The following is a 26,491-nucleotide window of genomic DNA, read 5'->3' on the forward strand; positions in this document are numbered from 1 at the left end:
ACCGGGTGTGCGGCGTGGGACCTGATCCTAGGAGGTAAGCGTATTAACAGGTGTGACGCAGGAAGGTAGCTGAGCCGGGCGATGGTTGTCCCGGTCTAAGGATGTAGGGCGAATGGTAGGCAAATCCGCCATTCATGGTGCCTGAGATCTGATGGGACTCCCGTATGGGGGGATTCAGTGATCCTATGCTGCCGAGAAAAGCATCGACGCGAGGTTTTAGCCGCCCGTACCCCAAACCGACACAGGTGATCAGGTAGAGAATACTAAGGCGATCGAGAGAATTATGGTTAAGGAACTCGGCAAAATGCCCCCGTAACTTCGGGAGAAGGGGGGCCCCAACCTTGAACACCACTTGCTGGTGGGAGGGGATCGGGGCCGCAGAGACCAGGGGGAAGCGACTGTTTACTAAAAACACAGGTCCGTGCGAAGTCGCAAGACGATGTATACGGACTGACTCCTGCCCGGTGCTGGAAGGTTAAGAGGACCGGTTAGCCTGTAAGGGCGAAGCTGAGAATTTAAGCCCCAGTAAACGGCGGTGGTAACTATAACCATCCTAAGGTAGCGAAATTCCTTGTCGGGTAAGTTCCGACCTGCACGAATGGAGTAACGACTTCCCCGCTGTCTCAACCATAAACTCGGCGAAATTGCAGTACGAGTAAAGATGCTCGTTACGCGCAGCAGGACGGAAAGACCCCGAGACCTTTACTATAGTTTGGTATTGGTGTTCGGAGTGGCTTGTGTAGGATAGGTGGGAGACTGTGAAGCAGCGACGCTAGTTGTTGTGGAGTCATCGTTGAAATACCACTCTGGTCACTTTGGACATCTAACTTCGGCCCGTAATCCGGGTCAGGGACAGTGCCTGATGGGTAGTTTAACTGGGGCGGTTGCCTCCTAAAAAGTAACGGAGGCGCCCAAAGGTTCCCTCAGCCTGGTTGGCAATCAGGTGTCGAGTGTAAGTGCACAAGGGAGCTTGACTGTGAGAGAGACATCTCAAGCAGGGACGAAAGTCGGGACTAGTGATCCGGCGGTACATTGTGGAATGGCCGTCGCTCAACGGATAAAAGGTACCTCGGGGATAACAGGCTGATCTTGCCCAAGAGTCCATATCGACGGCATGGTTTGGCACCTCGATGTCGGCTCGTCGCATCCTGGGGCTGGAGTAGGTCCCAAGGGTTGGGCTGTTCGCCCATTAAAGCGGTACGCGAGCTGGGTTTAGAACGTCGTGAGACAGTTCGGTCCCTATCCGCTGCGCGCGCAGGAAATTTGAGAAGGGCTGTCCTTAGTACGAGAGGACCGGGACGGACGAACCTCTGGTGTGTCAGTTGTACTGCCAAGTGCACCGCTGATTAGCTACGTTCGGATGGGATAACCGCTGAAAGCATCTAAGCGGGAAGCCTGCTTCAAGATGAGATTTCCATACACCTTGTGTGTGAGAGGCCCCCAGCCAGACCACTGGGTTGATAGGCCGGATGTGGAAGCGGGGACTAAAGACTCGTGAAGCTGACCGGTACTAATAGGCCGATAACTTACACCACACCAACACCCCCCACTTGTGGGTTGTGTTGGGTAAAGAGAACAAGACTGCTTGCGTCCACTATGTGGTTCCCAAACAACAACACCAAACCTGGTCACACCCAGGGGAGGCTGTTATTGAACAGGGAACAAAAAAACACAACAAAATACACAACAAAATACAGGAACCAGTAACAAACACACCACGTGTTTGCCCATGGTTTATCCACTATTGTTGTAACCAAAGACTACCCGCCCCACCACATGGTTGGGGGACAGGGTCAAAGGGTTACGGCGGTCATAGCGTGGGGGAAACGCCCGGTCCCATTCCGAACCCGGAAGCTAAGGCCCACAGCGCCGATGGTACTGCACCTGGGAGGGTGTGGGAGAGTAGGACACCGCCGGACAACCATTCATAGTAAAGCCCCGCACCCACACAGGTACGGGGCTTTACTACTTTAACAACCACACACCGGCCCACACGACGCCGGCCCTGGAACCCCAACGCTCCGCCCGGCCAGGACAAAAGCTCTGTTAGTTCATATCCCGAACGGGCAGAAAACGGCCCTTAGAGGTGATTCTAAACAGCATCACCCACCCACTCGACGGTGTGTCTGATGTGGTTAAGGACGCGTAACAAGTGGGATGGCGCGTGCCGCGATGGCCGCGAAGCGTGCGGCGGAGTGGGGCTGGGAGGCGCGTAGCGGGGTCGAACGTTGTTTAGTTTGTGCGGATTATGGGCTAATCTCACTGTTCGCTGATTGTGAAATTTGGCCTAAATGGGGGCTAAAAACCCCGAAATCGGGCAAAAACACTGAAAACACGCGGATTTCTGCTGGCCTCAGCCGTTCAAACTGGTAAGTTTTCGAACAGTGGTTTCCTCGTACACTGCGGGGAGACTCCAAGAATGATGAACGTCCAGGAGGACACAAATGGCTAAGAACCGTAGTGAACTGGTAGCTGAGGTAGCAGGCAAGGCTGGCACCAGCCAGGCAGCAGTAAACTCCGTGCTCGACGCACTGTTCGAAGTTTTCGAGACTTCCGTTGCAGCTGGCGAAAAGATCACCATCCCGGGTTGGATGGCCATTGAGCGCACCGACCGTGCAGCACGCACCGGTCGCAACCCGCAGACGGGCGAGACCATCCAGATTGCAGCCGGCCACAGCGTTAAGCTGACCGCTGGTTCCAAGCTGAAGGCAGCTGTTTCTAACAAGAAGTAGCCTTCGACTCCTCAAAGGACGGTGACCGTGTGGTCACCGTCCTTTGTCGTTTAAGTCGAGTCTCGTTAGGACCTACAGGACATCAGTGTGTCTGTGGTGGGCTGAGCTTCTCAGCGCTGGCGTTACCTTGCTTGCAGTGGCAGCGGTGCCAGCAGTGTACGGAAAAGTTGTGGGCGTGGATCGCGTTGATGGAACGAATTCCCCAGCCCAGCGTCGTGATCATCGACGGAGGTTCCGGACGAGCTTCTGCCGTGTCAGTTTCAGAAGCCGTCTGAACGGCTTCTGGTTGGGGCTCTGCGCGGGGATCTGAGTTTGCGCGCATGAGGGGACGTTACGTCCGAAGCTGCTGGCCAAGCATACCCCCTAGGGGTATGCTTGGGGTGTTGAAAGTGAAGCGGGTTATCCAGGCTCCTCGAAATTCGGCGGGCCGTCACAGCCGTTCAACCCCAGCCCCAAATACTCCGTCTCCGTTCCGCTCGCCGCCGGTGTGCTGGCCTTCGCCGGAGTTGTGCTCTCCCCTGCCTCGGGAGCGGTCCTGATGTCCATTTCCACCATTGCAGTCGCCCTGAACGCCCAGCTCCTGCGCCGGCTGAAACTCGATCCTTCTCTGGTCCGCTAAACTCGTCAGCCACTCGGGCCGGTAATCTTGAAGCCAACTAGATCGCACGGAAGGAGGAACACCATGACCGCTATCTCAGCCCGGCGTGCAACGGCATTTCTCCGAGGCGCGCTCCTTCTCACGGGATTGCTGGCGCTCGTCGCCAGCATTTTGGGCATGCACATTATGACCGGCACGCACGCCATGCCGGCGGTCACCGGTCATAACACGGGGGCACTGACCCACATGCAGGCCCTGGAGCACCGCGGCCACCTCGCGGACATCACCGCGGTCCCGGTGACCACCGCAGCGCCGGGTGTCACGCACGCAACAGCATCGTTATGCGACGATACGGGCGGGTGCACGATGATGTCCACCATGGGCGGGAATTGCGTCCCCTATCCCGGGACCACGACACTGGCAGCGCCGCCTCCGGGCACGACGCCCCTGCCTTCCAGCAGCGGGCCCATTACCGGCATTCCCAACATCGGGGACGAGTTCATTCCGCGAAGTCCTTCTCCGGGGCAACTTTCCATCAGCCGGACGTAAACGGTCAAGCTGCGCTGTGTCCTGCCCGGCGCGCCCCGCTCACCCGATACGCGCCTGCCTGCCGTTCAGCTCGGTTACGGGCGTATTCTCCGGCGTCATGCAACAACGACAATTCGATGATTGAAGGACTTGAACTCCATGAAGAAAACTCTGACAATTTCTGCCCTTACCCTTGCCTCGGTGATAGCCCTTGCGGGCTGTGCGGGGACCTCCGGGAGTGCACCTGCCAGCCACATGCCGGGCATGGGCCAACACGAAATGGGGATGGCCTCGAGCTCGGCCTCGTCCTCCTCGGACCACAATGGGGCGGACACCATGTTCACCCAAGGGATGATCCCGCACCACGCCCAGGCCGTGGAAATGAGCGACATGATGCTCAAGAAGCAGGGCATGGATGCCCGGATCACTGCTCTCGCCACCAAGATCAAGGCCGCGCAGGCGCCCGAAATTGAGCAGATGACGGGCTGGCTCACGAGCTGGAACGAACCGACGCAGATGGCGTCCGGCCATGGAATGGGCAACGGGATGATGGGCGATGATGACTTGAAGGCGCTCGATTCCGCCCAGGGTACTGACGCGGCCAAGCTCTTCCTGACCCGGATGATCGCCCATCACGAGGGGGCTGTTGCAATGGCCACGACTGAAATCAGCCAAGGCAGGAACCCTGACGCGATCCAACTGAGCAAGGCAATCGTGACCTCCCAGACAGCCGAGATCAAGGAAATGCAGGATCTGCTGGCCACCGTCTGACCGGTGTCCGCCGGTGCCGGCCCGTCACGGGCCGGCATCGGCCGGTGTCAACGAGCGCAACGTGCGCAGGCTCATCGCTGGATTGAAAGAGATTGGCATCGGTATCGAATCCGTGCCTGGCCCGCACGGCGGGTATCAGTTGAGACCGGGCCACTTTTACCAAGCGTCTTCGGGGAATGATGAAACACGTCGCCTTCTTCCGGGATGTCAACTTTGGCAAGCCAGGCAGCCCAACAAGCACCAATGGCCTTGGCGAAACACGGCACCTCGCCGATGGCTACGCCCTGAGTGCGTGCTGGGACCGGAAAACTTCTGCCGGAGACGCAATCAGCCGAGCATTGCCGTCCCATATAGATTTCCCCTGCAAAACAGTGTGAACCAAGAGCCACTGCGTTGGGCCTTGCGACATTTAGCGCTGCAAAGAATGCGACATTTACCGTTGAAAATCACTCCTCAGCACAGGGCGGTTCAAGTCTGGGCTGGATAAGCACCTACTCTTCGGTCTTCATCCACCGAAAGCGTTCTCGCACCAGGCCGCAGCTGTTACGTGGCAGCTGGGTTAGTGCCCACGGATTAGCCCCACCCCCTGCCTGTGCAAGACAATAGAAGGGTGTCATCTGTCAGGAACCAACCCCATGCCCCGCAAGAGCCCACCCATCAGCAAAAAGCGAAGTCTATGCTGGCGAACAATGGCTTGAACCGGGGCACAGCTCCGGACAATGGCGTAAGCCTTGTCTGGCAGCTCCTAGGCATCGCAGCCTTGGTTATTGGGCTGGGAGCTGGTTTGATCCTCACTGGCGGCTTGTTGGCCCGGGAGGTTTCGGATCCCGGCGCATTGGTTCGTTGGGGTTTACCGATTGCAAAGACGGTTCTCAACGTCTCTATGGCCACAGTGATTGGCGGCTTGATCTTTGCCACCACCATCCTTCCTCACAAACTAACCGGTACCCGCGCCAGCAAAGTCAGGGATGTCTCTCCAGAGCATCCGGCGTTTGCACGTGCGCTCTCGGTGGCGGGCATAGCCTCTGTTCTATGGACGTTGTCTTCCATCGCCGTGCTGGTATTCACCTACGCAGACATGTCTGGTCAGCCGCTGGCCGGTGACCGGGAGTACACCAACGCACTGGTGTACTTTATGACCGACTTCCCTAACGGCCGCGGAGCAGTGGCCGTAGTGATTGTTTCCGCTCTAGTCACCACAGCACTTTTTGGTATCCGCTCACTCACGGGCCTAGCCCTGACGCTCGCCTTGGCGATCGGCGGTCTCATTCCACCAGCCCTCAACGGCCACGCAGCCAGCTCCAGCGACCACGAAGGGGCAGTGAACTCCATTGGCCTGCACCTTTTGGGTGTCTGCGCTTGGGTAGGCGGCATTGTGATCCTCGCAGCGGTCTCCGACGTACTGGCAAAGTCCGGCGCCAAATCCGGCGCCAAGGCAGCCACCAAGTCGAGCGCGAAGGCCACCGGTAAAAACAGCAACAACACCCAAAGAGCCAACCTCAAGCTGGACCTGACCACTCAAACTTTGAAGCGGTTCTCATCACTGGCAGGGTTCGCCTTCGTTTTGGTGTTCGCCTCGGGTGTGATTAGCGCGAGCATCAGGGTGACCTCATGGCATGACCTATTCACCTCGAGCTACGGTCAGCTGATCATCATCAAAACCATTGCCGCCCTGATCCTCGGCGCTGTGGGCCTGATGCACCGCCAATGGGTGATCCCGCAGCTGGGCCGCCCGGGCTTCGCTGTCCGCCGTGTGCTGTGGCAATTGATCATCGTTGAACTTTTGGTGATGGGTGCGACGTCGGGAATTGCAGTTGCGTTGGCCAGTTCCGCGCCGCCGACTGTCACTAGTTACGCGCCGGACGCGACTCCCGCTTTTATCCTCAGTGGCTATGAACTGCCACCCGAACCCACGATGGAGCGTTGGGTTAGCGAGTGGCGCATGGATTGGCTGTGGATCACAGTGGTCTTGGCTTTGGCCGTGGCGTACATTCTGGGCATCCGCAAATTGCGTGCTCGTGGCGACTCATGGCCCGTGTTCCGCACCGTCGCATGGTTTATTGGTTTGCTCGCACTGACTTACATCACCTCCGGCCCGCCGGCTGTGTATGGCCGCGTGCTGTTTTCCGCGCACATGGTGGACCACATGGCGTTGACCATGGTTGCCCCGCTGTTCCTGGTGGTGGGCTCGCCCGTGACACTTGCGCTGCGGTCTCTGACTCCGCGTGGGGATGGCAGCCGTGGACTGCGTGAATGGCTCCTCTTGTTTGTTCATTCCAAGTTCTCGCAACTCATCACGCACCCGCTGTTCGCGGCGGCCAACTTTGCCGGCTCCATTGTGCTGTTCTACTTCTCCGATGCTTTTGGCTTTGCGATGAAGGATCACGTGGGCCACGAGTTGATGAACTTCCACTTCTTGATGACTGGCTACATTTTTGTCCAGACCATGATTGGCAGTGACCCGCTTCCACGCCGCGCTGCATACCCGCTGCGCCTCTTGCTGCTGTTGGCAACTATGGCCTTCCACGCGTTCTTCGGCGTCTCGATTATGGGCGGTACCGGTTTGCTGGCGGCTGATTACTTTGGCAACTTGGGCCGGCCGTGGGGCCTCTCGGCGTTGGCCGATCAGCAATTGGGCGGCGGCGTTGCGTGGGGGATCGGCGAAGTGCCAACCCTTTTGGTGGCGATTGGTGTGGCCGTGATGTGGTCCCGCTCGGATGAGCGCGAAACAAAACGCAAAGACCGCGCAGCCGACAGGAATAACGACGCCGATCTGACCGCTTACAACGATATGTTTGCCAAACTCGCGGCTAGGGAAAGACCAACCGGCACCAGCGCAAACGTCAACACCGAATCGAAGGAGTCCTTATGACCAGCACAGCCCCCACAGCGTCGCTCCGTACGCAGGGCCGTGTTCGCGCCTCCGAATTGGTGGGACGCGGTTGGCTGAATACCGGTGGAACGCAACTGGACCTCGAGGCATTGCGCGGCAAAATTGTGCTGCTCGATTTCTGGACTTTCTGCTGCATCAACTGCCTGCACGTATTGGACGAGCTGCGCCCACTCGAGGAGCAGTACTCGGACGTGTTGGTCACCGTTGGTGTGCACTCGCCGAAGTTTGAGCATGAAGCTGACCCGGTTGCCCTAGCGGCCGCCGTTGAGCGCTACGAGATCCACCACCCGGTGCTGGATGATCCTGAGCTGGACACGTGGAAAGCTTATGCAGCACGCGCTTGGCCCACCCTGGTGGTCATTGACCCCGAGGGTTACATTGTGGCCAACCTCTCCGGCGAAGGACACGCAGGCGGTCTTGCCGTTCTGATTCCTGAGTTGATTGCCGAGCACGAAGCCAAGGGCACGCTCCACCGCGGCGACGGCCCGTACATTGCACCTGAAGCTACTGCTGGTACGCTCCGTTTCCCCGGTAAGGCACTTTTCCTGCCGGCAGACGGGGACCAGAGTGCTGCAGGCAGTTGGCTGGTCACGGACACCGGCCACCACCGTTTGGTGCGCTTGGCAACCGATTTTGAAACGGTCCTGGACACCTACGGTTCCGGAACCAAGGGATACAACGACGGCGACAGCACCGCCGCCCAGTTCAACGAACCTCAAGGCTTGACCCTTCTACCGGCAGTCGTGGCAGAAAAGGCCGGTTACGACGTCGTTATTGCCGACTCTGTTAACCACCGTCTGCGGGGGCTGAACCTCAGCACTGGCGCGGTAACCACTTTGGCTGGCAATGGTGTGCAGCGGCTGTTGGAGGCCGGTCCGGCACGTGTTGATAACGACGGCGCCGCAACAGACGGTGCCTTGGCATCTGATCCGCTTCAGGTCGCGCTGAGCTCCCCGTGGGACGTTGTCTGGTCTCAAAAGTTGAGCGCCGTGGTAGTGGCGATGGCCGGTGTGCACCAGATTTTCAGTTTTGACCCGGCCACCGGTGCTGTGAAGATCCTTGCGGGCAACGGGCTTGAAGGCTTGTTGGACGGCCCCGCCGATCAATCGTGGTTTGCGCAGTCTTCCGGCTTGGCGGAGGACGCCGAAGGCAACATTTGGGTGGCCGATTCTGAGACCTCGGCGCTGCGCAAGCTGGTGATTGCTGATGATCAGTCCGTCACTGTGGAAACTGCTGTGGGTAAGGGCTTGTTTGATTTTGGCTTCCGTGACGGCGCTGCCGCCGAAGCCCGCTTGCAGCACCCCTTGGGTGTTACTGTCCTGCCGGACGGTTCCGTGGCCATCGCTGACACCTACAACGGTGCAGTGCGCCGCTTCGACCCCAGCACTGGCACTGTTTCAACCTTGGCTCGTGGTCTTTCTGAACCATCTGACGTGATTGTGGACCACACGCACGTCGCCGGGGAGGAGCCGCTCCTGGTGGTGGTTGAAGCGAACAAGCACCAGCTGGTGTACGTGCCAATCCCCAAGGAAGCGCAGCAGGTTGACGAAGGCGCCTCCCAGACGCAACGGCCCAAGAGCCCTGTTGCGGCTGGTCCTTTTGATCTGACAGTTCGGTTTAAGGCACCTACTGGTCAGAAGCTGGATGACCGTTGGGGGGATCCCACTCAGTTGAAGATTTCTTCCACACCGCCTGAGCTTTTGGTCTCCGGCGGCGGAACGTCGGTAGGTCTCAAGCGCACCCTAGAACTGTCCGGTGATGTTCCTGAGGGTATCTTGCACATCACCGCGCGTGCCGCGGCCTGTGACGGCCCGGAAAACGAGGACGGGGAAATTCCGGACCACGCTGCGTGCCACCTATACCAGCAGGACTGGGGCATTCCGGTTCTTTTGCAGTCCGACGGCGACACTGAACTGGTGTTGGACCTGCGCGGAATGGACTAACTCGCCGCTAAAGCATCCGGTGGGAGCGGGCTAGCGAATGAGTGCCGCAGACTCGCTAGTACGTGACCACCGGGGTGACGGTGATCTTGTCGGCGCCAACGTTCAGTTCAGTGGTGAAGCTGAAGTCGTGGACCACCTTCAGGGTGGAGATTTCACCGGTGAACAGGTCCTGTTCGCGCGCTGTGAGCTGCGCTGTGCCCTTCAACGGCGCAACTACCCAATGTCCCTCAAACGGTTCGATGCTGACCTTGGGGTAGTCCTTGATGGCCCACTTGATGGTGCCGTCCTCTACCCGGTTGGTGCTCACGTGATAGAACGGGCAATTCGGTTGTAGCTGTTGTTGCTTGGTGGCCTCGGCTGCACAATCATCCAGGTACTTTTTGAGCTGGCCGCCAACAGCATTCCTCAGGGCTGTGTTGGCTTGGGTGGCAAGGTTGAGGCCGGGCAGTTCTTCACGAGCCGAAGTGACGGTGGCTCGTTGGGGTGCTGCTGTGAAGTATTCGGACGTGAAGCTGGCCTCATATTCGCCCGGGTAAAAAACTGCGAAGCTTGCTTTCCCATTGGGCGCGTTGACGGGTTTTCCGTTGAGCTCAACTTCAACGGAGTTCACCACGGAAACGTTCACGGTGGGCAGGGTAGAGGGCACTAGGCTCCACTTGTTAAAGAACAGCCACTGTGTGCCAGTCTTTTCCAGCAAGAATTCGGTTTTCAGGTGGCTGCCGTCAATGGTGTACTCCACCGGGACCATCATCTGGCCGCCGTCGCGCGGTTCAGGGGAACCGAGTTTGACGTCATCCACCCGTGAGCTGGCCGTCTTGAGTGCAGCACCATCCAGCATCGCCGCATTAGCTGCTGGCACGTTGGCGCGCAGCAGGCCTAGAGCTTTGGCACCGTCCCCATTGTGCAGGGCAGCCAAATATTCACGCACCGGCTCTTGCGGGCCGGCGGCACCGTTGTTCACCAGGGTGATTGTCACAATGGCCGCAGCGATCGCCAACAGTAGACCAGTCAGCCAACCGGCTGCGATCTTTATGAGGGCCTGACTCATCTGCATTGTCCCTACGTTACCGGCAGAGGGCCCCTGAGGGCCGTATAGCCCTAACGACGGCGACGCGAAGACGTCCCAAATACGCCTCGCAACAACTCACGGCCCAGCTGGGTGCCGAAGGAACGAACCATCGACTTCAGCCCACCACCGAGGGCGCCGCCCAAGGCGCCGACAACCTCGCCAACTGCTCCGCCGCCGTCGTTCCTTTGCTGGCGAGGCTCCGAAGGCAACGAAGGAGACGGCAGTGGTGGTGCTGGCAGCGGCGGGGCAGCGTCACCGGTGGGCGCAGCTGCCTGACCGGCGAGCTTTTCGAAAGCTGAAACGTTGTCAACAGCCGTGCCGTACTTGCTCAGCAGCGACGAACCAGCCACAGTGCTCTTGACCAGTTCATCCGTGCTGGGGCCCATCACAGATTCCGGCGCGCGCAAACGTGTCAAAGCCACCGGGGTAGGTGCGCCCTTCTCATTCATCACGGTAATTACTGCCTCACCAATGCCGGCCGAGGTCAGTACCTCCTCAAGGTCGTAGTCACTGACCGGGAAGGTGGAAACTGTGGCTTTGAGTGCCTTGGCGTCCTCCGGGGTGAAAGCGCGCAGCGCGTGCTGAATGCGGTTAGCCAATTGACCCAAAACCTCGGACGGAACGTCCTTGGGGGTCTGGGTGACAAAGAAAATACCTACACCCTTAGAACGGATCAGGCGCACCGTGGTGGTGATGGCATCCAAGAACGCTTTGGAGGCGCCGTTGAACAGCAAGTGGGCCTCGTCAAGGAAGAACACCAATTTGGGTTTGTCCAGGTCGCCAGCCTCGGGAAGATCCTCAAAGAGGTCCGCGAGCAGCCACATCAAAAAGGTGGAGAACAACATGGGCTTGGTCTGCAGGGTGGGCAGTTCCAAACAGGTGACCACCCCGCGGCCGTCAGGTGCTGTACGCAGCAGCTCGGCGGTGTCGAACTCGGGCTCACCGAAGAACGGCCCCATCCCCTGGGCTTCAAGGTTGACCAGTTCACGCAGGATCACACCGGCCGTGGCCTTGGAAAGTCCGCCGAGCTGGGCGAGTTCGTCCTTGCCCTCATCCGAGGTCAGGTACTGAATGACGGCGCGCAGATCCTTGAGGTCAATAAGCTCAAGGTTCTTCTGGTCAGCGAAGTGGAAGATGAGCTGCAGGCTGGATTCTTGAGTGGCGTTCAGTTCCATCACACGCGACAGCAAGATGGGGCCAAATGAAGTAATGGTGGCGCGGACCGGGATGCCATTACCGTCCCCGCCGAGGGCCAAAAATTCCACCGGGAAGGTTTTGCCGGACCAGTCCTGGCCTAGGCTGTCCGTGCGGGCTTTGAGCTTCTCGCTACCGGTGGCGGCAGTGGCCAAGCCGGAGAGGTCACCCTTGATGTCCGCGAGGAATACCGGAACGCCAGCTGTGGAAAGCTGCTCTGCCATCATGTGCAACGTGACTGTCTTGCCGGTACCCGTGGCTCCGGCGACGAGCCCGTGCCGGTTCATCATGGAAAGCGGCAAACGGACTGGGGCATCCTTGTGAAGTTCACCGTCAATGAGCGCAACACCGAGCTCAATGGTGGGTCCTTCAAGGGTGTAACCCTGCTGGATGGTGGCAAGCTTTTCTGCGGTGGTTTTCTCAGCCATGAGGTTAGCTTAGCGGTTAGCGCCAAGCACTTTAGTGAACGCCAAGTGTCCGACTGTTTCCGGGTCCGCATCCAGATCAAACTGAGCTGTGTAGCCGGTGGCAAGATAGAGGTTTTTGGCTTCAGGCTGCCGCGGTCCGGTGGTCAAATAAATATTGCTGTAACCGCTCTCTACAGCCAGTCTTTCCAGTTCGGCCAACACCAAGCGCCCCAAACCACGACGCCGGTGAGCTGAGGATGTCCAGATCCGTTTCAGTTCCGCCGTGGTTTCGTCATAACGGCGGAATGCGCCTCCGGCGATTGACTCGCCGGCCTCTTGGATGATCACCAGCGCCCCGTGCGGGGCGGCAAATTCTTCTGCCGGGTAGCGGTTGAGTTCCTCGAGCGCACCTTGGGGGCCGAACTTGTCTCCATAGCGGTTGGTGTATTCCACGGCGAGCTCTTCAAGCAGCGGCGCCACCCGAGGATCATGCATGGGAAGCGTCAAGATTTCTAGAGTTGATTCGCTGGTCTCGGTTGTCATGGTTCAGTTCTTTCCCGCTGCGGCTGGTTCTGAAGGTGCAGTTTGTGACGTTGTGGGGGTAACGCGAATCGCTTCGAGGATGTTCCGCGCAAGGGCATCGTTCTCCCTGAACGGTGCGGCGTTGGTGTTGGGACGGGCAAAGGCGCCGGCGCCCCACCCGGACGTTCCGGGACCTATGCCAAAAAGCGCGGCTTGGGTGTTTCCACCGGCACCTACCAGCTGGTGTTGGGCAGTCACTAACAACTTGCGGGTTGAGCGGATGCCGTCCGAGGTCAGCAGCTGTTGCTCAGTGCCTAAGCCGCTGCTGTGCAAGGAGGCTAGGACGGGGTTAAGGGAGCGGGCTAAGGATGTTGCCGGTAACCGTGCCTCAATCAGAGCGGTGGTGCTGATACGCACTCCGGATTGCCGTGAGCTTGCAATGAACGTCCCGTTGGTCTGGTCAACTGAAACTTCTAGGCTTGGGCCCAGAAATTCCAGCAGCCCGGCACGGTGTAGAGCCAACATTTGGCGTAGCCGGTGTGGGGGAGGCCCAGAGTCCACAAAGCTGAAGAAGCCGTGCCACCACCCATGGATGTGCTGTTGCGATGGTGCGTTCAGCCGTTCCACCGGAACCACCCGGCCCACTTCCATGTACACGTGTAAAAACGCCAAGAAGAGGGCTAGGGTCTCCGGATGATCAGGGCTATCCCGCTGTTGCAGATCCCGTTTAATGTACTGGGCTAGGGCTGTTTGAACATCCTGATGGTCAGCAAAGTACACACCCCTAAAGGGGTCATCCAGACGCTCCAAGTCCAGATGAAGTGCAGTTTCCGGCACGGCTGCTGCGATCAGTTCGGCGCGCTCGCGGGAATACCAATCCAGCCCGTTAAATTGCGCCTCAAAGGACTCCCATGCCATGGCCGCACGTTCGGGGCTGCCGGTCAACACCTCGCGATAGTAGAAGTAGCCGGCCTCTTTGGCGATCAGCGGCCAGAGGTGTTCACGGAAGTCCAACTCTTCGTGTTTTTCTAGCAGTTGGCCCACTGCGGCGGCGGAGAAAAATCGTAAGGGCCCGGGTGCTGCACCTTTAAGCTGGGCCGAAATTTTGGAGTGATACGGCACCCCACGCCGGGAACCGGCCCACAACTTTGGTTCCTTTCCCGACGGAAGGTAGCGCAGCTCGCCGTCGGACATTGTTTCAAAACGGCCGCCACGCCCTTCCATGAGCAGGACCAGAAGGTCCACAAACGCAAGCCCCATACCGGCGACGATCACGTCCTGGCCGGGGGCGATCGCTGAATAGTCGACGTCCGTGGTGTAGCTGGGTGCCGCGTGGAACCCGCCGTGCTGGGCAGCAAAAACGGAGAACCGTGCGGAGGCGGAATCTGGGCGGGAGTCAGTGTGCCCCAAAGCGGTGACCACAACATCGGCGTGCAGGGTTTCTCCGTTGGCCAGCAGAACGCTGTAACCGCCAGCTTCTGCAGGAATGTCGGCGGTGCCCCCTGCTTCAATGAGCTCTGCGCCAGTGACATCTCCACTAGTGATGGGGTATGAGTAGTAATGGAACAGAATTGCGCGTTTAAGGCAAAACCATCGGTATAGCGGTTGGCGCTAAGCGCGTGATCGTGGTCCTTGGCTGCGGGTGAAGTTGAAGTTGCTCGCGGAGGTCGATCTCTTCGGGCATGTGTCGTTCAGAAGTCGTCTGTACTCCGCTGGGGCATCAGTGATCGCTGGCTTTTGACGGATCAGGCGTTTGGGCCGAGGTGGCGGTAGAGCGTCGCGCGACTCCACCCGACCAGGCGTGCCGCATCTTCGGCGGTGCGTCCCTTCGCGCGGGCGTCCTTCGCGATCGCGAGCTTATCCGCGATCACCAAAGGGTCCGAGAGCGGACGGCCGAACCGGGTGCCCGATTGCCGGGCCGCGGCGATCCCGGCATTGACGCGTTCAACGATCAGCTCGCGCTCGTACTCGGCCAGGGAGGCCAGCAGGTTCAACATCATCCGACCGGTGGATGTCGCCGGGTCGATCCCGTCCGAGATGGAGCGCACGTTCACACCGCGTTCGCGCAACAGGTTCACGGTGTTCAGCACATCGATGAGCGACCGGCCGAGCCGGTCGACCCGCCAGACCACCACGTTGTCCCCGGCCTCGGCGTACTCGAGCAGCTTCTTCATCCCGGGCCGCTCGATCGCGGTCCTGCTGCCGGAGGTGACGTCGGCGAACACGTCGCGTTTCTGCACCCCGGCCTTGACCAGCGCGTCGAGCTGAAGCTGCGCATCCTGGCTCGAAGTACTCACACGCGTGTATCCCAAATGTCTCACGCCACCATTTTGACTCAGAAACCTCTTCGCGGCAATCGGATGAGACGCTTTACGGCGGGATGACTTTTCGAGACACTTGGCGCCCCGCCACCCGGGGCCGGCCGATTTTCGAAGGGGGACCCGCACCAATGTCTCAAAAAGCTTTAGTTTTTCAAGACGCCGCCAAGGGCTCGCTTGGCGGCGCCCTGTCATTGGTGGGTCCATCAGAAGCCGACAGCAGGGTCGGCGCTGGCCTTTTCGGGCCGACTCCCGGATCCCATGTTGATGGGTGGTTCTGCACAGCAAATGCGGCCATTTCTGGTGCCACAAGCAATCGATGGGGAAGGTGGCGTGGCGGACGCCGGTTCCCTGCAGTATGGGAAGGTGCCCTTGGCCTCGAAATGCCACATGCAGCAGAAGAACGACACCGCCCCAGATGAACAGTTCACCAACAAACAGCGCAGCCGCTCCATACGAGCGGAATCGCCACTAATATCGATTCTAGATATCGGTTCCCGATATGACTGGTATTGAACGAGGTGCAAATGCGTGAACTCACCCGTGCCGCCGTCCGGCTGCACATCCTGCACCATGCCGCCGAGGAAGAAATTCACGGCGCATGGATGTCAGAGGAACTCTCCAACCACGGATACTCGATTTCCCCGGGGACGTTGTATCCAACCCTGCACCGGATGGAAGAGCAGGGACTGCTCACCTCCCGCCAGGATGTCGTTGGCGGGCGTCCCCGTCGAATCTACCGAGCCACACCACAGGGCCTTGAAGCGCTGGCCGAAGGCCGCAAGGCCGTTGCCGAGCTAGCCGCCGAAGTGCTCCCTAACGCCGCAAAAGGACAGTGACAATGAGTAATCATCCAACCTTGGCGCGCCGGCTGGGGACTGCCGACGCGGTGGTCATCGGGCTGGGGTCGATGATCGGCGCGGGCGTCTTTGCGGCCTTCACCCCCGCCGCCGCGGCGGCGGGGTCGGGCCTTTTGGTGGGTCTCGTGGTGGCGGCGTTTGTCGCGTTCTGCAATGCCACATCCTCCGCCCAACTCGCAGCGGCCTATCCAACCTCGGGTGGAACCTACGTCTACGGGCGTGAACGCCTTGGCCCGTGGCCGGGGTACCTGGCCGGATGGGGCTTCATCATCGGCAAGACCGCCAGCGCCGCGGCGATGGCCATGACGTTTGCCGCCTACGCGGCCCCGGTCGGATGGGAACGACCGGTCGCCATCGCCGCCGTGATCGGCCTCGCGGCCGTGAATTACCACGGAGTCACCCGCACCGCACGGCTGACGCGAATCCTGGTGGTTGCCGTACTCGTTGCCCTGGCCGTTGGCGTGGCCGCCGCCTGGGGAGGCAGCGAACCCGCTCCGCCGAACATTCTTGGCGAAGGCCTCCTGGCCCACGGGTGGTACGGGATCATGCAATCGGCGGGACTGCTGTTCTTCGCGTTCGCCGGGTACGCGAGGATCGCGACGATGGGCGAAGAAGTCCGCAACCCCCAGCGAACCATCCCGCGTGCCATCGGAATCTCCCTGCTCATCACGATCATCGTTTACGCGATCATCGCCGTGACGCTGCTGGCAGCCCTCGGGCCCGAGGGAATCGCGGCCTCCACAACCCCCTTGGCCGATGTCGTGAGCTCGGGTGCTTGGGCGTGGGCGGCGCCGATCGTACGCGTGGGCGCCGCCGTGGCAGCGCTGGGCGCACTGCTCGCCTTGGTGGCCGGGTTGGGCCGCACCAGCCTGGCCATGGCCAGGGAACACGACCTGCCGCATTGGCTTGCCGCCGTCCACCCTCGCTACCAGGTCCCGCATCGGGCCGAGGTGATCCTGGCGGTCGTGATTTGCGCCGTGATCGCCGTGGCGGATCTGCGTGGAGCCATCGGATTCTCATCCTTCGGCGTCCTGGTCTACTACCTGGTGGCAAACATCGCGGCGTTCACCCAACCTGCCGCTGATCGCCGCTACCCCAAGGCGCTGCAAGCCATCGGCGCCCTGGCCTGCGTTGCCCTGGTCGCGACGCTGCCACCGGCCTCGGTCCTGACCGGAGTGGCCGTCTTTGCTGTCGGGATCCTGCTGCGTGTGCTCCGGTTACGCCAGCACGGGTAGCTTCCGGATACAGGAGAGGAATCCCTAGCTGAAGCAGCAAGTTGGCCGCCAGTCCGCGATAACAGTCCTCGACAAAGAGCGAGGAAATCCACACGCGTCGCCGGGACCCGAGAGCGTCTCCGATCCGGTCGCTACCGGACACCTGAACCGGGGGTGATTTCGTTTGGCGGTTTAGATGCGGTTAGTGTCCGGCTCCGAGTTTGCCCGCCATGCGTTCGCGCATGTTCAGGCTGGCCGCGTTCAGGCCCTCGATTTCGACGGTCTTGCCGTACTTCTCATATTTTGCGGTGATGGCATCCAAGGAGGCGATCGTGGAGGCGTCCCACAGGTGCGAGTTGTACATGTCGATGACGACGTGGTCGGGATCCTCAACGTAGTCGAACTGGGTGTAGAGGTCGTTGGACGAAGCGAAGAAGAGCTCCCCGTTGACCTCGTACTTGGCGATCTGTTCTCCGAAGTGTTCCTCGATGCGCCGTTCCACGGTGACCAGGTGGGCGACCCGGTTGGCGAAGAGGACCATGGCGGTGAGCACACCGACGCCGACGCCGATGGCCAGATTGTGGGTGGCGACGGTGAAGATGACCGTGACGAGCATGACGGTGGTTTCGCTCTTGGGCATCATGCGCAAGGTGGAGGGCTTGATGCTGTGCCAGTCGAAGGTGGCCACGGACACGAAGATCATCACGGCCACCAGTGCGGCCATCGGGATCAGGGCCACGATGTCGCCCAGGGCGACCACCAGGATCAGCAGGAACACCCCGGCCAGGAAGGTGGAGATGCGGGTGCGGGCGCCGGAGGCCTTGACGTTGATCATGGTCTGGCCGATCATCGCGCAGCCGCCCATGCCGCCGAAGAAACCGGTGATGATGTTCGCCGCGCCCTGGCCCCATGACTCACGGGTCTTGTTGGAACGGGTGTCGGTGACGTCATCGACCAGCTTGGCGGTCATCAGGGATTCCAGCAATCCGACGAAGGCCATGGCCAGCGCGTAGGGAAAGAGGATCTGCAAGGTCTCAAAGTTCAGCGGCACGTTCGGCAGGAACAGGGCCGGAAGGCTCTCGGGCATCTCCCCCTTGTCTCCCACGGTGGGGACGGCCAGGGATGCGATGACGGCGATCAACGTGAGGACGACGATGGCCACCAGCGGGGCAGGCACGGCGGTGGTGATCTTGGGCAGGCCGAAGACGATCAGCAGGCCCAGAATGGTGAGCGGGTAGACCAGCCAGGGGACGCCGAGCAATTCGGGGACCTGGGACATGAAGATCAGGATCGCCAGGGCGTTGACGAATCCGACCATGACCTGGCGGGGAATGAACCGCATCAGCTTGGCCACACCCAGCACCGCGAGGATGACCTGGAATACGCCCGCCATGATCACGGCGGCAACGAAGTAGTCCACGCCGTGGCTTTTCACCAGGGGTGCGATGACCAGGGCGATGGCTCCGGTGGCCGCGGAAATCATGGCCGGGCGTCCGCCGAGGAAAGCGATGGACACGGCCATGGTGAAGGACGCAAAAAGTCCGATGCGCGGATCGACCCCGGCGATGATGGAGAAGGCGATGGCCTCGGGGATCAGGGCCAGGGCCACGACCAATCCGGCGAGGACCTCAACCTTGAGCAGGCGTGGGGATTTGAGGGTGCGCAGAACGGATTGCCGTTCCTCCGGAGACAGGACCGGGTGGCCCGTTGTGGTCTGAATGGCCATTGAATGGCTCCGTTCGAAAGAAGGTGTGAGCGCCAAGGCGCTCGGTTACATAGAATCAATGGGTCTGTGCGCCATCGCGTTGTGCAAAGCATGGCCGCGACTAGGAATGGCCGCGGCAGCGCACCAAGTGATTCCAACTCTAACTTAACGTAAGGGTAGAGTTGGTATTTGAGGGAGAAGGAGAACCCCCATGAACGAGACCCAGCCCCCCACCAAAACTGAACAGACCATGCATATCGGGGACCTGGCCGAGGCCACGGGCCTGTCCCAGCGCACCATCCGCCACTACGACGAGGTGGGCCTGCTGCCGGCGACCACGCGCAGCGAAGGGGGCTTTCGGATCTACACCGAATCCGACCTGCAGCGCATGCTGGTGATCCGCTCCATGAAACCGTTGGGATTCACCCTGGAGGAAATGGGCGAACTCCTGGACACCGTGGACACCCTCGCCGTTGAACCGGAGAATCAGGCCGCACGGGACCTGCTCGGGCAGTACCTGCAACGGGCGAATGAGAAGCGTGACAAGCTCGCCCTGAACCTTGAACGCGCTGACGCGTTCATTCACGACCTCCGAAGCAAATAGTCCAAGATCGCATTCGAGAGAGGGCTGCTGAGGTCATATCGGCGCCTCGCTGACATCACTGGCAGACTACCGAAAATGATGGCTTGCAAGGCGGATCGGGAGATTTGCCGCACAGATGAGTCAGCTTCCGGAGGCGGCCGGGCTTCGCAAGGGTCGTAGCCCTTGGAGCGTGGGCGCGGTGAACGCGTAGCGGCCCAGCATGTTGATGTGGGCATCGGCCAGCGGGGACAACCTCGTGATGTCCTCTTCCGGGATTTCTTGCCCGTTTTCGCGCAGTGCCGTGATGGCGGCATCGGTGTACTTGGTGTTCCAGAGCACGACGGCGTTAAGCACCAGCCCCAGCGCGCCGAGCTGGTCTTCCTGGCCCTCGCGGTAACGCTGGTAGATTTGCCCGCGCCTACCGTGGAAAATTGCCCGGGCCAGACGATGACGCGACTCCTGCACCGTGAGCTGGGAGTTGATGGCCCGCCGGTAGGTCTCATCGGTCGGGTCGATCAGGGACAACAAATGAAGGGTCTTGGCGATGCGCCCATACTCGATGAGCGCTGCCCCCAGCGGCGCCGGGGACCCGTTCTCACGGGTCAGCATGCGCAGCAGATCGTACGCGCGCACCGATCCGGTAGCCAGGGAAGCGGCCACACGGGTCATGTCCTCCCAGTGCGTGGTGATTTTTTCCAGGTTGATCCTGTGCCGCGCAACCTCATTGAGTGCCCCATAGTCGGCGGCCGCCTCGCCACGGAACGTTGCGCGCCACAGGCGCTGGTCGGTGAGGTCCGCGATGCGTGGGGAGAACCTGTAGCCGAGCAGGGTGAAGATCCCAAAGACCATGTCCGAGTAGGATGCCGTATCGGAGGCGACGATTTCGGGCTTGGGCCCGCCGTCGAGGTTGAGCATCGTGTCCAGCACATACAGCGAGTCGCGGGCCGTTCCCGGGACCACGACGGCGCCGATGCCGGCGACCTGGTCGTTGACGGCGTTGAACCATGTCAGGCCCCGTCCGTGTCCGAAGTATTTCGGGTTCGGGGCCGCGTTGATCGTGCGCACCGGGACCACGAACCGTAGCCCGTCCACAGAGGCCAGCAGTCCGCCGCCCCATGAACGGGCTACCGGAATGTTCGACTGGGCGTCGATCAGGAGCGCGTTGGCGGCGGTGTGGGTCTCGGCGCGGATGTAGTTTGCGTCCACATGCCCCAAGCGTTCACGTGTCAGCGCGGGTTGTCCGTCGGCCACGACAGGGGTCAGTCCGACATTGCAGGCCTGGGAGATGAGCACGGCAGCCACCGACAGCGGTAGGTCACGCATTCGGGGACCCGACCCGGAAAGGTGAGTGTAGGGGTCAAGGAATCCGGTCCAGGAATGCACTTCAAGCAGGATCTCGGGAAGATCCACCTTCGGAAGCATCTCTGCAATTTGTGCCCGTAGCCTGGTCAGCGATTCGGGGATTTCCAGGGCATCGAGCCGCGCTACAGATAGTTTGGCTCTCCCCTCGCCGTCATCGACCAAACGGACGCTCGAGTCCGGGCCAGCCTTTTCTACGGCTTCGACTAAGCCGCGCCACGCGGCGTCCAACACGTCGATCTTCGCCCGCAGGTGCTCGTCCACCGGGGTGTCCAGGCTCAATGACCGCAAGGCCGGTTCCCGTGCCGCATCCCACGCGGGGCCCGCGAGCAGTTGTGCGCGCGGATCACACCATCGGGTTGAAGTTGTTGCAAACACGTCGCGTCGGCGCAGGTTCGCTCGCAATTGTTCCAGGACGCACACCACCCACGCGTCGCGGTCAACTTCGGTTCCATCGCTTCGCCCGAACACGGCTGCATGCCAGGATGGCGGCACCAGCGCCGCGTCAATTTCTTCGCGGCGTACCTTGCGTCGCCCGTGCAGCCCATCGATCCCAGCCAAGGCAGTCACGACACGTTCCCCGGACGGTGTGGCGCCCCAGGGAATCGTGGTTCCCAGCAGCTTCAGGAATGGGGCAACGGTGCGGAAGCGTCGAGACATTTGCTCGCGCATCGCGCCCTCAGCGCCAGTTCCGTCAGGGACGAGCTCGCCGATTTTCGCAACGGCATCAACAATCCGGTCACGGGTAGTGATCTTCTCCAACGCAGCCCATGCGGCAGTGACGTCGAGGCTCTCACCCGCATCTTCAAGCACGCGCAGCAGCTCGGCTCCGACCCGGGCCAAGACGCTGGAAGCCTTCTCGAGCTCGGGCATCTTCGCCAATCGGTCCGCGGTCGCAGCACGACGGGAGGGGCCCATCACCTTTGTCGCCATGAGCAGGTCAAAAAGATCCAGCGCGTCATCGACTGCGGACGCTTCCAACGCCGCAAGCGTTGCCACCAATGTCGCCGTGCGGCGTGGCTCGGCAAGCCTGCTTAGCGTCTGGGCCTTGGACCCCAGACCGTAGCGGGCCAAGGAACGCACCCGTGCCGGGGGCACCATCGACAAGTCAGCCGCCCCGGTCCCGAACGAACGGACCATAGCCGTCCGCTGCAAAGACTTTTCCAGTTCGGGACCCGACACCCGCGTCGGCCCGGTACGCAACAATTCTAGGCGGCTTGCCCGATCGCCCCGATCAGCTCCCAGCAAGCTCCGTAGCACCACCGGCAACCGTGGATCGGCGCTCTGAGCCGCAGCAGCAAGCTGCGCGTGCAAACGGCCCGTCGCTTGGTCGCGGGTCGCGGCCACGATCCGTGCCAATACACTCACGCCGGGCAATAGAATCTTCTCCCGGCGCAACCAGGCAACCGCGTGTCCGAACAACATGGTGAGCCCCTCACCATGGGTCCAGGACCGAGAAAAGACGAAAGCCGTCAACGCTTCGGTTAAGGGAGCATCAAGGTCCCGGTACCCGTAGACGGCACGGATCTCGCGTGCATGCGTGTTGGCTGTCTCCACGCGTTCGGTGTATCGCTTGACCACCGAGGGATCCGCGATCCCGAGCTGCGCCGCAACGTAATCGACCACAGACCATGGCACATCGAGCGGGTCAGCAAGCAGCGCCCCCAAGAACCGGGCCGTTCCGATCTGTAAAGCAAAACCTAGCCGGCTGTGCTGACCTCTGCGTCTGCGGATCAACTCCTGATCGGTGTCGTCAAGATAAAAGAACCGCTCCAGATCGTCCTGCGAGGGCTCTCCCACGAACCGCCCGAACGCGGCAACCTGCGCATCACTCAAGAATTCAACCGGCACACCCTACAGACTACCGACAGCCACGAAGCCAAGGGCTAAACGCGCAATCCTGTTCCATTACTACTCAAACCCCATAATTCGGTCAGGCCTTCGGGGGCGTAGTCCAGCGCGGTCATGGTAATCCCTGCCCGCAGGAACGCGAGGGTGTCCCGGCCCTGGCCCGCGCCGAGTTCGAGAACATCCCTGACGCCTTCGCGTTCAAAGAGTTCCAGTGCTGCCAGTGCCGGCCCGCTGGGGGCCGGGCCGTACATGGTGGGGTTTGATTCGAAGGTGGTGCGCCAATGCCGGCGCTGGTCATCCAGCACGCGGGGGTCGGTATTTGTCATCGGGGCTCTCCTGGTTCGGTATTCGTCCGGGCGGATTTCAACATGGGCAGTTGCTCGGGGAGGATGTGCGGGTCGCTGCCTGCCGCGGCCCGCCCGTCCGGGGTGAGGAGCACCGGCAAGCTGGTGAAGCCGAGCTCGGCCAGCCGCGCGGCGGCGCCGGCGTCACGTGTTACATCGTGCATCAGCACAGAGTGGCCCAAGGTGCTCAGCCAGCGCCGGACGGCGCCGCACTTGCCGCATCCTGTCCGGCAAAAAACCTCCACAGCCGCGTTCACCGAGCGCCTCCGACGGATGCCGACAGGCGGCGAAGGGCTTCGATGGCCGGCGCGACCGAATCGGTGGCCAGACAGTAATAGATGTAGGTGCCCCGCCGCTCCCCACGGACGAGACCGCGGTCACGGAGGACACGCAGGTGGTGCGAGACAGCCGGCTGCCGAAGGCCGGTGGCGTCGACGATGGTGCCCACGGGCACGCACACCGACTCCAGTGCGGCGAGGATCCGCAGTCGGACGGGATCCCCGAGCGCCTGTGTCAGCGCCGCGAGCTGCCGGGCCTCGTCGACACCGGGCATAGGAGACAGGTCAGGCTGGTCCTGGAGTGTGTCCGCCTCCGAAACGGCGGGGTAAGTGATCATGACCTTATCAACACATCTAGATTCATAGATATTCCGGCAAGGAGCAGGTGTCCCGCGCGCATGTCTACTTACCCTCGGGTGAGGAGTTCGGATAGTGGCGTCGAGTTTCCTCGACGCTCTTGCCGGGGCCGGAGAAGAGCCATATGGCAGCCGGACTCAGCCAACCGGGTGGTGATCGGTGCCGCGCATACGTATTGCGACCAGGATCCCTGATGCTCCGGTGAGTACGGCGACGACTGCGACGGCTGTCGGGATGCCGTAGGCGTCCGCGAGGATGCCGGCGAGCAGTGCTCCGACGGCGAATCCGCCGTCGCGCCAGAGCCGGTAGATCCCCACCGAGCGTGCCCGCCAGACAGGGTGGGCGACGTCGCCGATGGCGGCCAACAGGGTGGGGTAGACCATGGCGGTGCCGGCGCCGAGCAGGACCGCGGCGGCCAGCCAGATCCCGAAGTCCTGGCCGAGGGCGACCATTCCCAATGCCACTGCCTGGATGAGCATGCCGCCGACGATCAGACGCTTACGGCCATACCTGTCAGAGAGTGCACCGGTGACGAGTTGCCCTGCACCCCAGACGGCGGGGTACACGGCCGCCAGAATGCCGATCTTCTCGATGTTCAGTCCTGCGGCGGCGAACAGCACGGGAAACAGGCCCCAAGCCAGACCGTCGTTGAGGTTGTTCACCATGCCGGCCTGGCTGACCGAGGAGAGCGACTTGTCCCGGAAGCTGGTCAGGGTGAAGATCTCCCGGTTGCTCAGTTCCCCGTGGGCGCCGGAGTGGGCGGAGACATGGTTGGCCGCCTCCAGACGGGCGTGGCCCCGGGTTTCGTTCACAGCGAAGACCGAGAGTCCGAGGCCTAGGGCGATGTAGGCGGCGCCGAGCAGGAACGGTCCGGGCCGCAGACCGTAGGTGGCGGCGATGTAGCCGGTGGCCAGGGCTGTGGCGGCCACGCCGAGGTAGCCGGCGGCCTCGTTCAGGCCCATGGCCAGGCCGCGACGCGACGGGCCGATGAGGTCCATTTTCATCACGACGGTGGTGGACCACGTCAGGCCCTGGCTGATGCCCAGGATCACGTTGGCGGCGACGATCCAGCCCCAGGAAGGTCCGAAGATCAGCAGAAGCGGCACGGGCAAGGCGATGAGCCAGCCGGTGATCAGGACGGGTTTGCGGCCGTAGCGGTCAGAGAGGGTCCCTGCGAAGTAGTTGGTGGCGGCCTTGGCCACGCCGAAGGCCAGGATGTAGGTCAGGGCGGATGTGTAGAGGTCGAGGTGGAAGACCTGCCCGGCCAGCAGGGGCAGGACGGTCCGCTCCTGGCCGAGGGTGCCCCCGACCAGGGCGTTGACGGCGACCAGGAGCATGAACTGGGCCAGGTTCTGCCGCAGGCCCAAGGTGATTGCGTCGCGGGTGGCGGGTTTGTGGGTGGCGGGGGTGTGGTTGTTCATTTGGCGGCGATGCTCAATCCGCGCCTGGAGGCTTCGCTGCGTACGTGTCGCAGATCGCGTTCCGGGTCCATGACGGGGGCTCGGCCCTCACCAAGGTCCAGGAGGTGGGTGGACTTGCCTAGTCCCTCGTCTACGGCGGGGATCAGATTCAAGGGGCCCATGACTCTCAGTCCTTCCACGCCGGAGGTGAATTCCGGCGGCAGAGTGGTATTCCAGATAAACATGGAATAGTATTTGTTCCAGTATTACATGGATCTTTGGAGGAGCAAGTGGGCGACAAGGTCAGGAAATCGGAACTCTTCGAAGAGTTCGCCAGGGTGGGCAAGGCCATGGGCAACGGCAAGCGCTTGGAGCTGCTGGACCTGCTCACCCAGGGAGAGCGCAGCGTGGAAACCCTCGCCGCGGCCGCCGGACTGGGGCTTAGCACGGCCTCGGCCCACCTGCAGGCCCTGCGCCAGGCGGGACTGGTCACCACCCGGCGGGACGGCAACCGGATCCACTACGACCTCGCCGGCCCGGACATCCTCCGGCTCTACAGCCTGCTCCGTTCCGTCGCGCAGGAGCACGTGGCGGACGTCGAAGCCAAACGCGTCGCCTACCTGGGGCTGGATGGCGCGCGGGTCGAAGAGGAGGAAGTCGCCCGTGAAGACCTGCTCGTGCGTGCGGGCGCGGGAACCGTGACCGTCCTGGACGTGCGCCCCGACGAGGAGTATCACGCCGCCCACATCCCCGGAGCCCTCTCCATCCCGCTCGAGGAGCTCCGCGACAGGCTCTCCGAGTTGCCCGGGGACCGGGAGATCGTCGCCTACTGCCGCGGCGCCTATTGCGTCCTGGCCTACGAGGCGGTAGACCTGCTGCGCTCCACCGGCCGGAGGGCCAGACGGCTGAACGAGGGAATGCTCGAATGGCGCCTCGGCGGCCTGCCCGTGGAAGCGGCCGCTTAGACACATCACTGCCCTGCCGCCACGATGAAGGCACAATCGTCGTTCACAGGGACCCGGTACCAAGAAGACTCATCACAATGATGGAGGTCTTCACATGATGTATGGATGGAACGGCGGCTGGGGAGTCTGGGGTGGGCGCTGATGGCACTGATGATGCTGATCTTCTGGGGCGGCGTTGTTACCGTTGTGATCCTGCTGCTCCGGCGCAGCCGGGGTTCGGAACCACCGTGGCCCTCGGGCCCCTACGCCCCGGCCCACGACGAGGCTGAACGAATCCTCAACGAACGATTCGCCCGGGGGAAAATCGACGAAACTGAATTCACCGCGCGCCGGACAGCCCTCAGGCGCAATGATGACACCGCGTTCCCGAAGCCAGCTGCTGATCGGGATCCTCGCCACACTGGCCCTCACGGCCCTTTCTCTCGCCGCCGTCGCGGTCCTGGCCGTCCCGCGTGCGGGCGTCGGCTCTACCAACAATGACGGCTGCGCGGTTCCCGGCCTGGCCGGAAGCGTCGTCAACGTTGCCGCGACCGACATGGGCGGTCCCATGATGGGCCGCCCCGAAACTGCCGTCTGCTTGCGGGCGTCAATGTCGCGGGG

Annotated in this window: 22 protein-coding genes and 2 rRNA genes; 12 read left to right on the forward strand and 12 right to left on the reverse strand. The window is 61.5% G+C overall.

Annotation, left to right across the window (positions count from 1 at the left end; translation table 11 throughout):
* From ACQR35_RS13805 to ACQR35_RS13835, 7 genes are all read left to right on the forward strand, one after another.
* Positions 1-1,535 (forward strand): 23S ribosomal RNA (locus tag ACQR35_RS13805); the annotation flags it as partial.
* A 267-nt stretch (positions 1,536-1,802) separates the two neighbouring features.
* Positions 1,803-1,919 (forward strand): 5S ribosomal RNA (gene rrf, locus ACQR35_RS13810).
* 525 nt (positions 1,920-2,444) lie between these two features.
* Positions 2,445-2,732 (forward strand): HU family DNA-binding protein, encoded by a 288-nt coding sequence (locus ACQR35_RS13815; protein ID WP_430268571.1) that lies wholly within the window; start codon positions 2,445-2,447, stop codon positions 2,730-2,732.
* Positions 2,733-3,414: 682 nt separating this feature from the next.
* Positions 3,415-3,879, forward strand: coding sequence for a hypothetical protein (locus ACQR35_RS13820; RefSeq protein WP_430270368.1), 465 nt, complete (start codon positions 3,415-3,417; stop codon positions 3,877-3,879).
* A 138-nt stretch (positions 3,880-4,017) separates the two neighbouring features.
* The gene (locus tag ACQR35_RS13825) at positions 4,018-4,629 is read left to right on the forward strand and encodes a DUF305 domain-containing protein (protein WP_430270369.1); all 612 of its coding nucleotides are present in this window, start codon (positions 4,018-4,020) and stop codon (positions 4,627-4,629) included.
* Between the two features lie 676 nt (positions 4,630-5,305).
* Positions 5,306-7,501 carry a cytochrome c oxidase assembly protein gene (locus tag ACQR35_RS13830; protein ID WP_430270370.1) on the forward strand — a complete coding sequence of 732 codons (2,196 nt, stop codon included), beginning with the start codon at positions 5,306-5,308 and terminating at the stop codon, positions 7,499-7,501.
* Positions 7,498-9,465, forward strand: a complete 1,968-nt coding sequence (locus tag ACQR35_RS13835; protein WP_430270371.1) for an NHL domain-containing thioredoxin family protein — start codon at positions 7,498-7,500, stop codon at positions 9,463-9,465. The genes ACQR35_RS13830 and ACQR35_RS13835 overlap by 4 nt, the downstream gene beginning before the upstream one ends.
* Positions 9,466-9,520: 55 nt before the next feature.
* Here the strand turns inward: ACQR35_RS13835 and ACQR35_RS13840 are convergent, their stop codons facing one another.
* The 5 genes from ACQR35_RS13840 to ACQR35_RS13860 all read right to left on the reverse strand — a co-directional run bounded on the left by ACQR35_RS13840 (position 9,521) and on the right by ACQR35_RS13860 (position 14,978).
* A complete protein-coding gene (locus ACQR35_RS13840; RefSeq protein ID WP_430270372.1) occupies positions 9,521-10,513 on the reverse strand; it encodes a hypothetical protein in 993 nt (330 codons plus the stop codon).
* A gap of 50 nt (positions 10,514-10,563) precedes the next feature.
* The gene (locus tag ACQR35_RS13845; protein WP_430270373.1) at positions 10,564-12,156 is read right to left on the reverse strand and encodes a helicase HerA-like domain-containing protein; all 1,593 of its coding nucleotides are present in this window, start codon (positions 12,154-12,156) and stop codon (positions 10,564-10,566) included.
* 9 nt (positions 12,157-12,165) lie between these two features.
* On the reverse strand, positions 12,166-12,678 hold the full coding sequence (locus ACQR35_RS13850; RefSeq protein ID WP_430268578.1) for a GNAT family N-acetyltransferase: 513 nt from the start codon (positions 12,676-12,678) through the stop codon (positions 12,166-12,168).
* A 3-nt stretch (positions 12,679-12,681) separates the two neighbouring features.
* Positions 12,682-14,079, reverse strand: coding sequence for a hypothetical protein (locus ACQR35_RS13855; protein ID WP_430270374.1), 1,398 nt, complete (start codon positions 14,077-14,079; stop codon positions 12,682-12,684).
* 323 nt (positions 14,080-14,402) lie between these two features.
* Positions 14,403-14,978, reverse strand: coding sequence for a recombinase family protein (locus ACQR35_RS13860; RefSeq protein ID WP_430270375.1), 576 nt, complete (start codon positions 14,976-14,978; stop codon positions 14,403-14,405).
* 524 nt (positions 14,979-15,502) lie between these two features.
* On the opposite strand from ACQR35_RS13860, the gene ACQR35_RS13865 reads away from it, so the two are divergent.
* Together ACQR35_RS13865 and ACQR35_RS13870 are read left to right on the forward strand one after the other, a co-directional pair.
* The gene (locus ACQR35_RS13865; RefSeq protein ID WP_430268581.1) at positions 15,503-15,814 is read left to right on the forward strand and encodes a PadR family transcriptional regulator; all 312 of its coding nucleotides are present in this window, start codon (positions 15,503-15,505) and stop codon (positions 15,812-15,814) included.
* 2 nt (positions 15,815-15,816) lie between these two features.
* The gene (locus ACQR35_RS13870) at positions 15,817-17,070 is read left to right on the forward strand and encodes an APC family permease (RefSeq protein WP_430268582.1); all 1,254 of its coding nucleotides are present in this window, start codon (positions 15,817-15,819) and stop codon (positions 17,068-17,070) included.
* Positions 17,071-17,251: 181 nt separating this feature from the next.
* On the opposite strand, the gene ACQR35_RS13875 is transcribed toward ACQR35_RS13870, so the two are convergent.
* The gene (locus ACQR35_RS13875) at positions 17,252-18,775 is read right to left on the reverse strand and encodes a SulP family inorganic anion transporter (protein WP_430268583.1); all 1,524 of its coding nucleotides are present in this window, start codon (positions 18,773-18,775) and stop codon (positions 17,252-17,254) included.
* A gap of 190 nt (positions 18,776-18,965) precedes the next feature.
* On the opposite strand from ACQR35_RS13875, the gene ACQR35_RS13880 reads away from it, so the two are divergent.
* Complete coding sequence (locus ACQR35_RS13880; protein WP_430268584.1) at positions 18,966-19,358, forward strand: MerR family transcriptional regulator; 393 nt, start codon at positions 18,966-18,968, stop codon at positions 19,356-19,358.
* A gap of 120 nt (positions 19,359-19,478) precedes the next feature.
* Here ACQR35_RS13880 and ACQR35_RS13885 read toward each other — a convergent pair whose 3' ends face one another.
* The 6 genes from ACQR35_RS13885 to ACQR35_RS13910 all read right to left on the reverse strand — a co-directional run bounded on the left by ACQR35_RS13885 (position 19,479) and on the right by ACQR35_RS13910 (position 25,171).
* The gene (locus tag ACQR35_RS13885) at positions 19,479-22,547 is read right to left on the reverse strand and encodes a Tn3 family transposase (RefSeq protein WP_430270376.1); all 3,069 of its coding nucleotides are present in this window, start codon (positions 22,545-22,547) and stop codon (positions 19,479-19,481) included.
* A 35-nt stretch (positions 22,548-22,582) separates the two neighbouring features.
* Positions 22,583-22,873, reverse strand: a complete 291-nt coding sequence (locus ACQR35_RS13890; protein WP_430270377.1) for a hypothetical protein — start codon at positions 22,871-22,873, stop codon at positions 22,583-22,585.
* Positions 22,870-23,148: a glutaredoxin family protein gene (locus ACQR35_RS13895; RefSeq protein ID WP_430268591.1), complete on the reverse strand. Its 279-nt coding sequence runs from the start codon at positions 23,146-23,148 to the stop codon at positions 22,870-22,872. The genes ACQR35_RS13890 and ACQR35_RS13895 overlap by 4 nt, the downstream gene beginning before the upstream one ends.
* Positions 23,145-23,507 (reverse strand): ArsR/SmtB family transcription factor, encoded by a 363-nt coding sequence (locus ACQR35_RS13900; RefSeq protein WP_430270378.1) that lies wholly within the window; start codon positions 23,505-23,507, stop codon positions 23,145-23,147. Before ACQR35_RS13900 ends, ACQR35_RS13895 begins: the two co-directional genes overlap by 4 nt.
* A 156-nt stretch (positions 23,508-23,663) precedes the next feature.
* Entirely contained in the window at positions 23,664-24,947 is a 1,284-nt protein-coding gene (locus ACQR35_RS13905; protein WP_430270379.1) for an MFS transporter, read from the reverse strand.
* On the reverse strand, positions 24,944-25,171 hold the full coding sequence (locus tag ACQR35_RS13910) for a hypothetical protein (protein WP_430268594.1): 228 nt from the start codon (positions 25,169-25,171) through the stop codon (positions 24,944-24,946). The genes ACQR35_RS13905 and ACQR35_RS13910 overlap by 4 nt, the downstream gene beginning before the upstream one ends.
* 45 nt (positions 25,172-25,216) lie before the next feature.
* On the opposite strand from ACQR35_RS13910, the gene ACQR35_RS13915 reads away from it, so the two are divergent.
* Together ACQR35_RS13915 and ACQR35_RS13920 are read left to right on the forward strand one after the other, a co-directional pair.
* On the forward strand, positions 25,217-25,891 hold the full coding sequence (locus tag ACQR35_RS13915) for an ArsR/SmtB family transcription factor (protein WP_430268595.1): 675 nt from the start codon (positions 25,217-25,219) through the stop codon (positions 25,889-25,891).
* A gap of 105 nt (positions 25,892-25,996) precedes the next feature.
* Positions 25,997-26,371 (forward strand): SHOCT domain-containing protein, encoded by a 375-nt coding sequence (locus ACQR35_RS13920; protein WP_430268596.1) that lies wholly within the window; start codon positions 25,997-25,999, stop codon positions 26,369-26,371.
* The last annotated feature ends 120 nt before the right edge of the window (positions 26,372-26,491 follow it).

The organism is Pseudarthrobacter sp. J1738, assembly GCF_050490315.1.
Classification (GTDB): Bacteria; Actinomycetota; Actinomycetes; order Actinomycetales; family Micrococcaceae; genus JBNPEO01.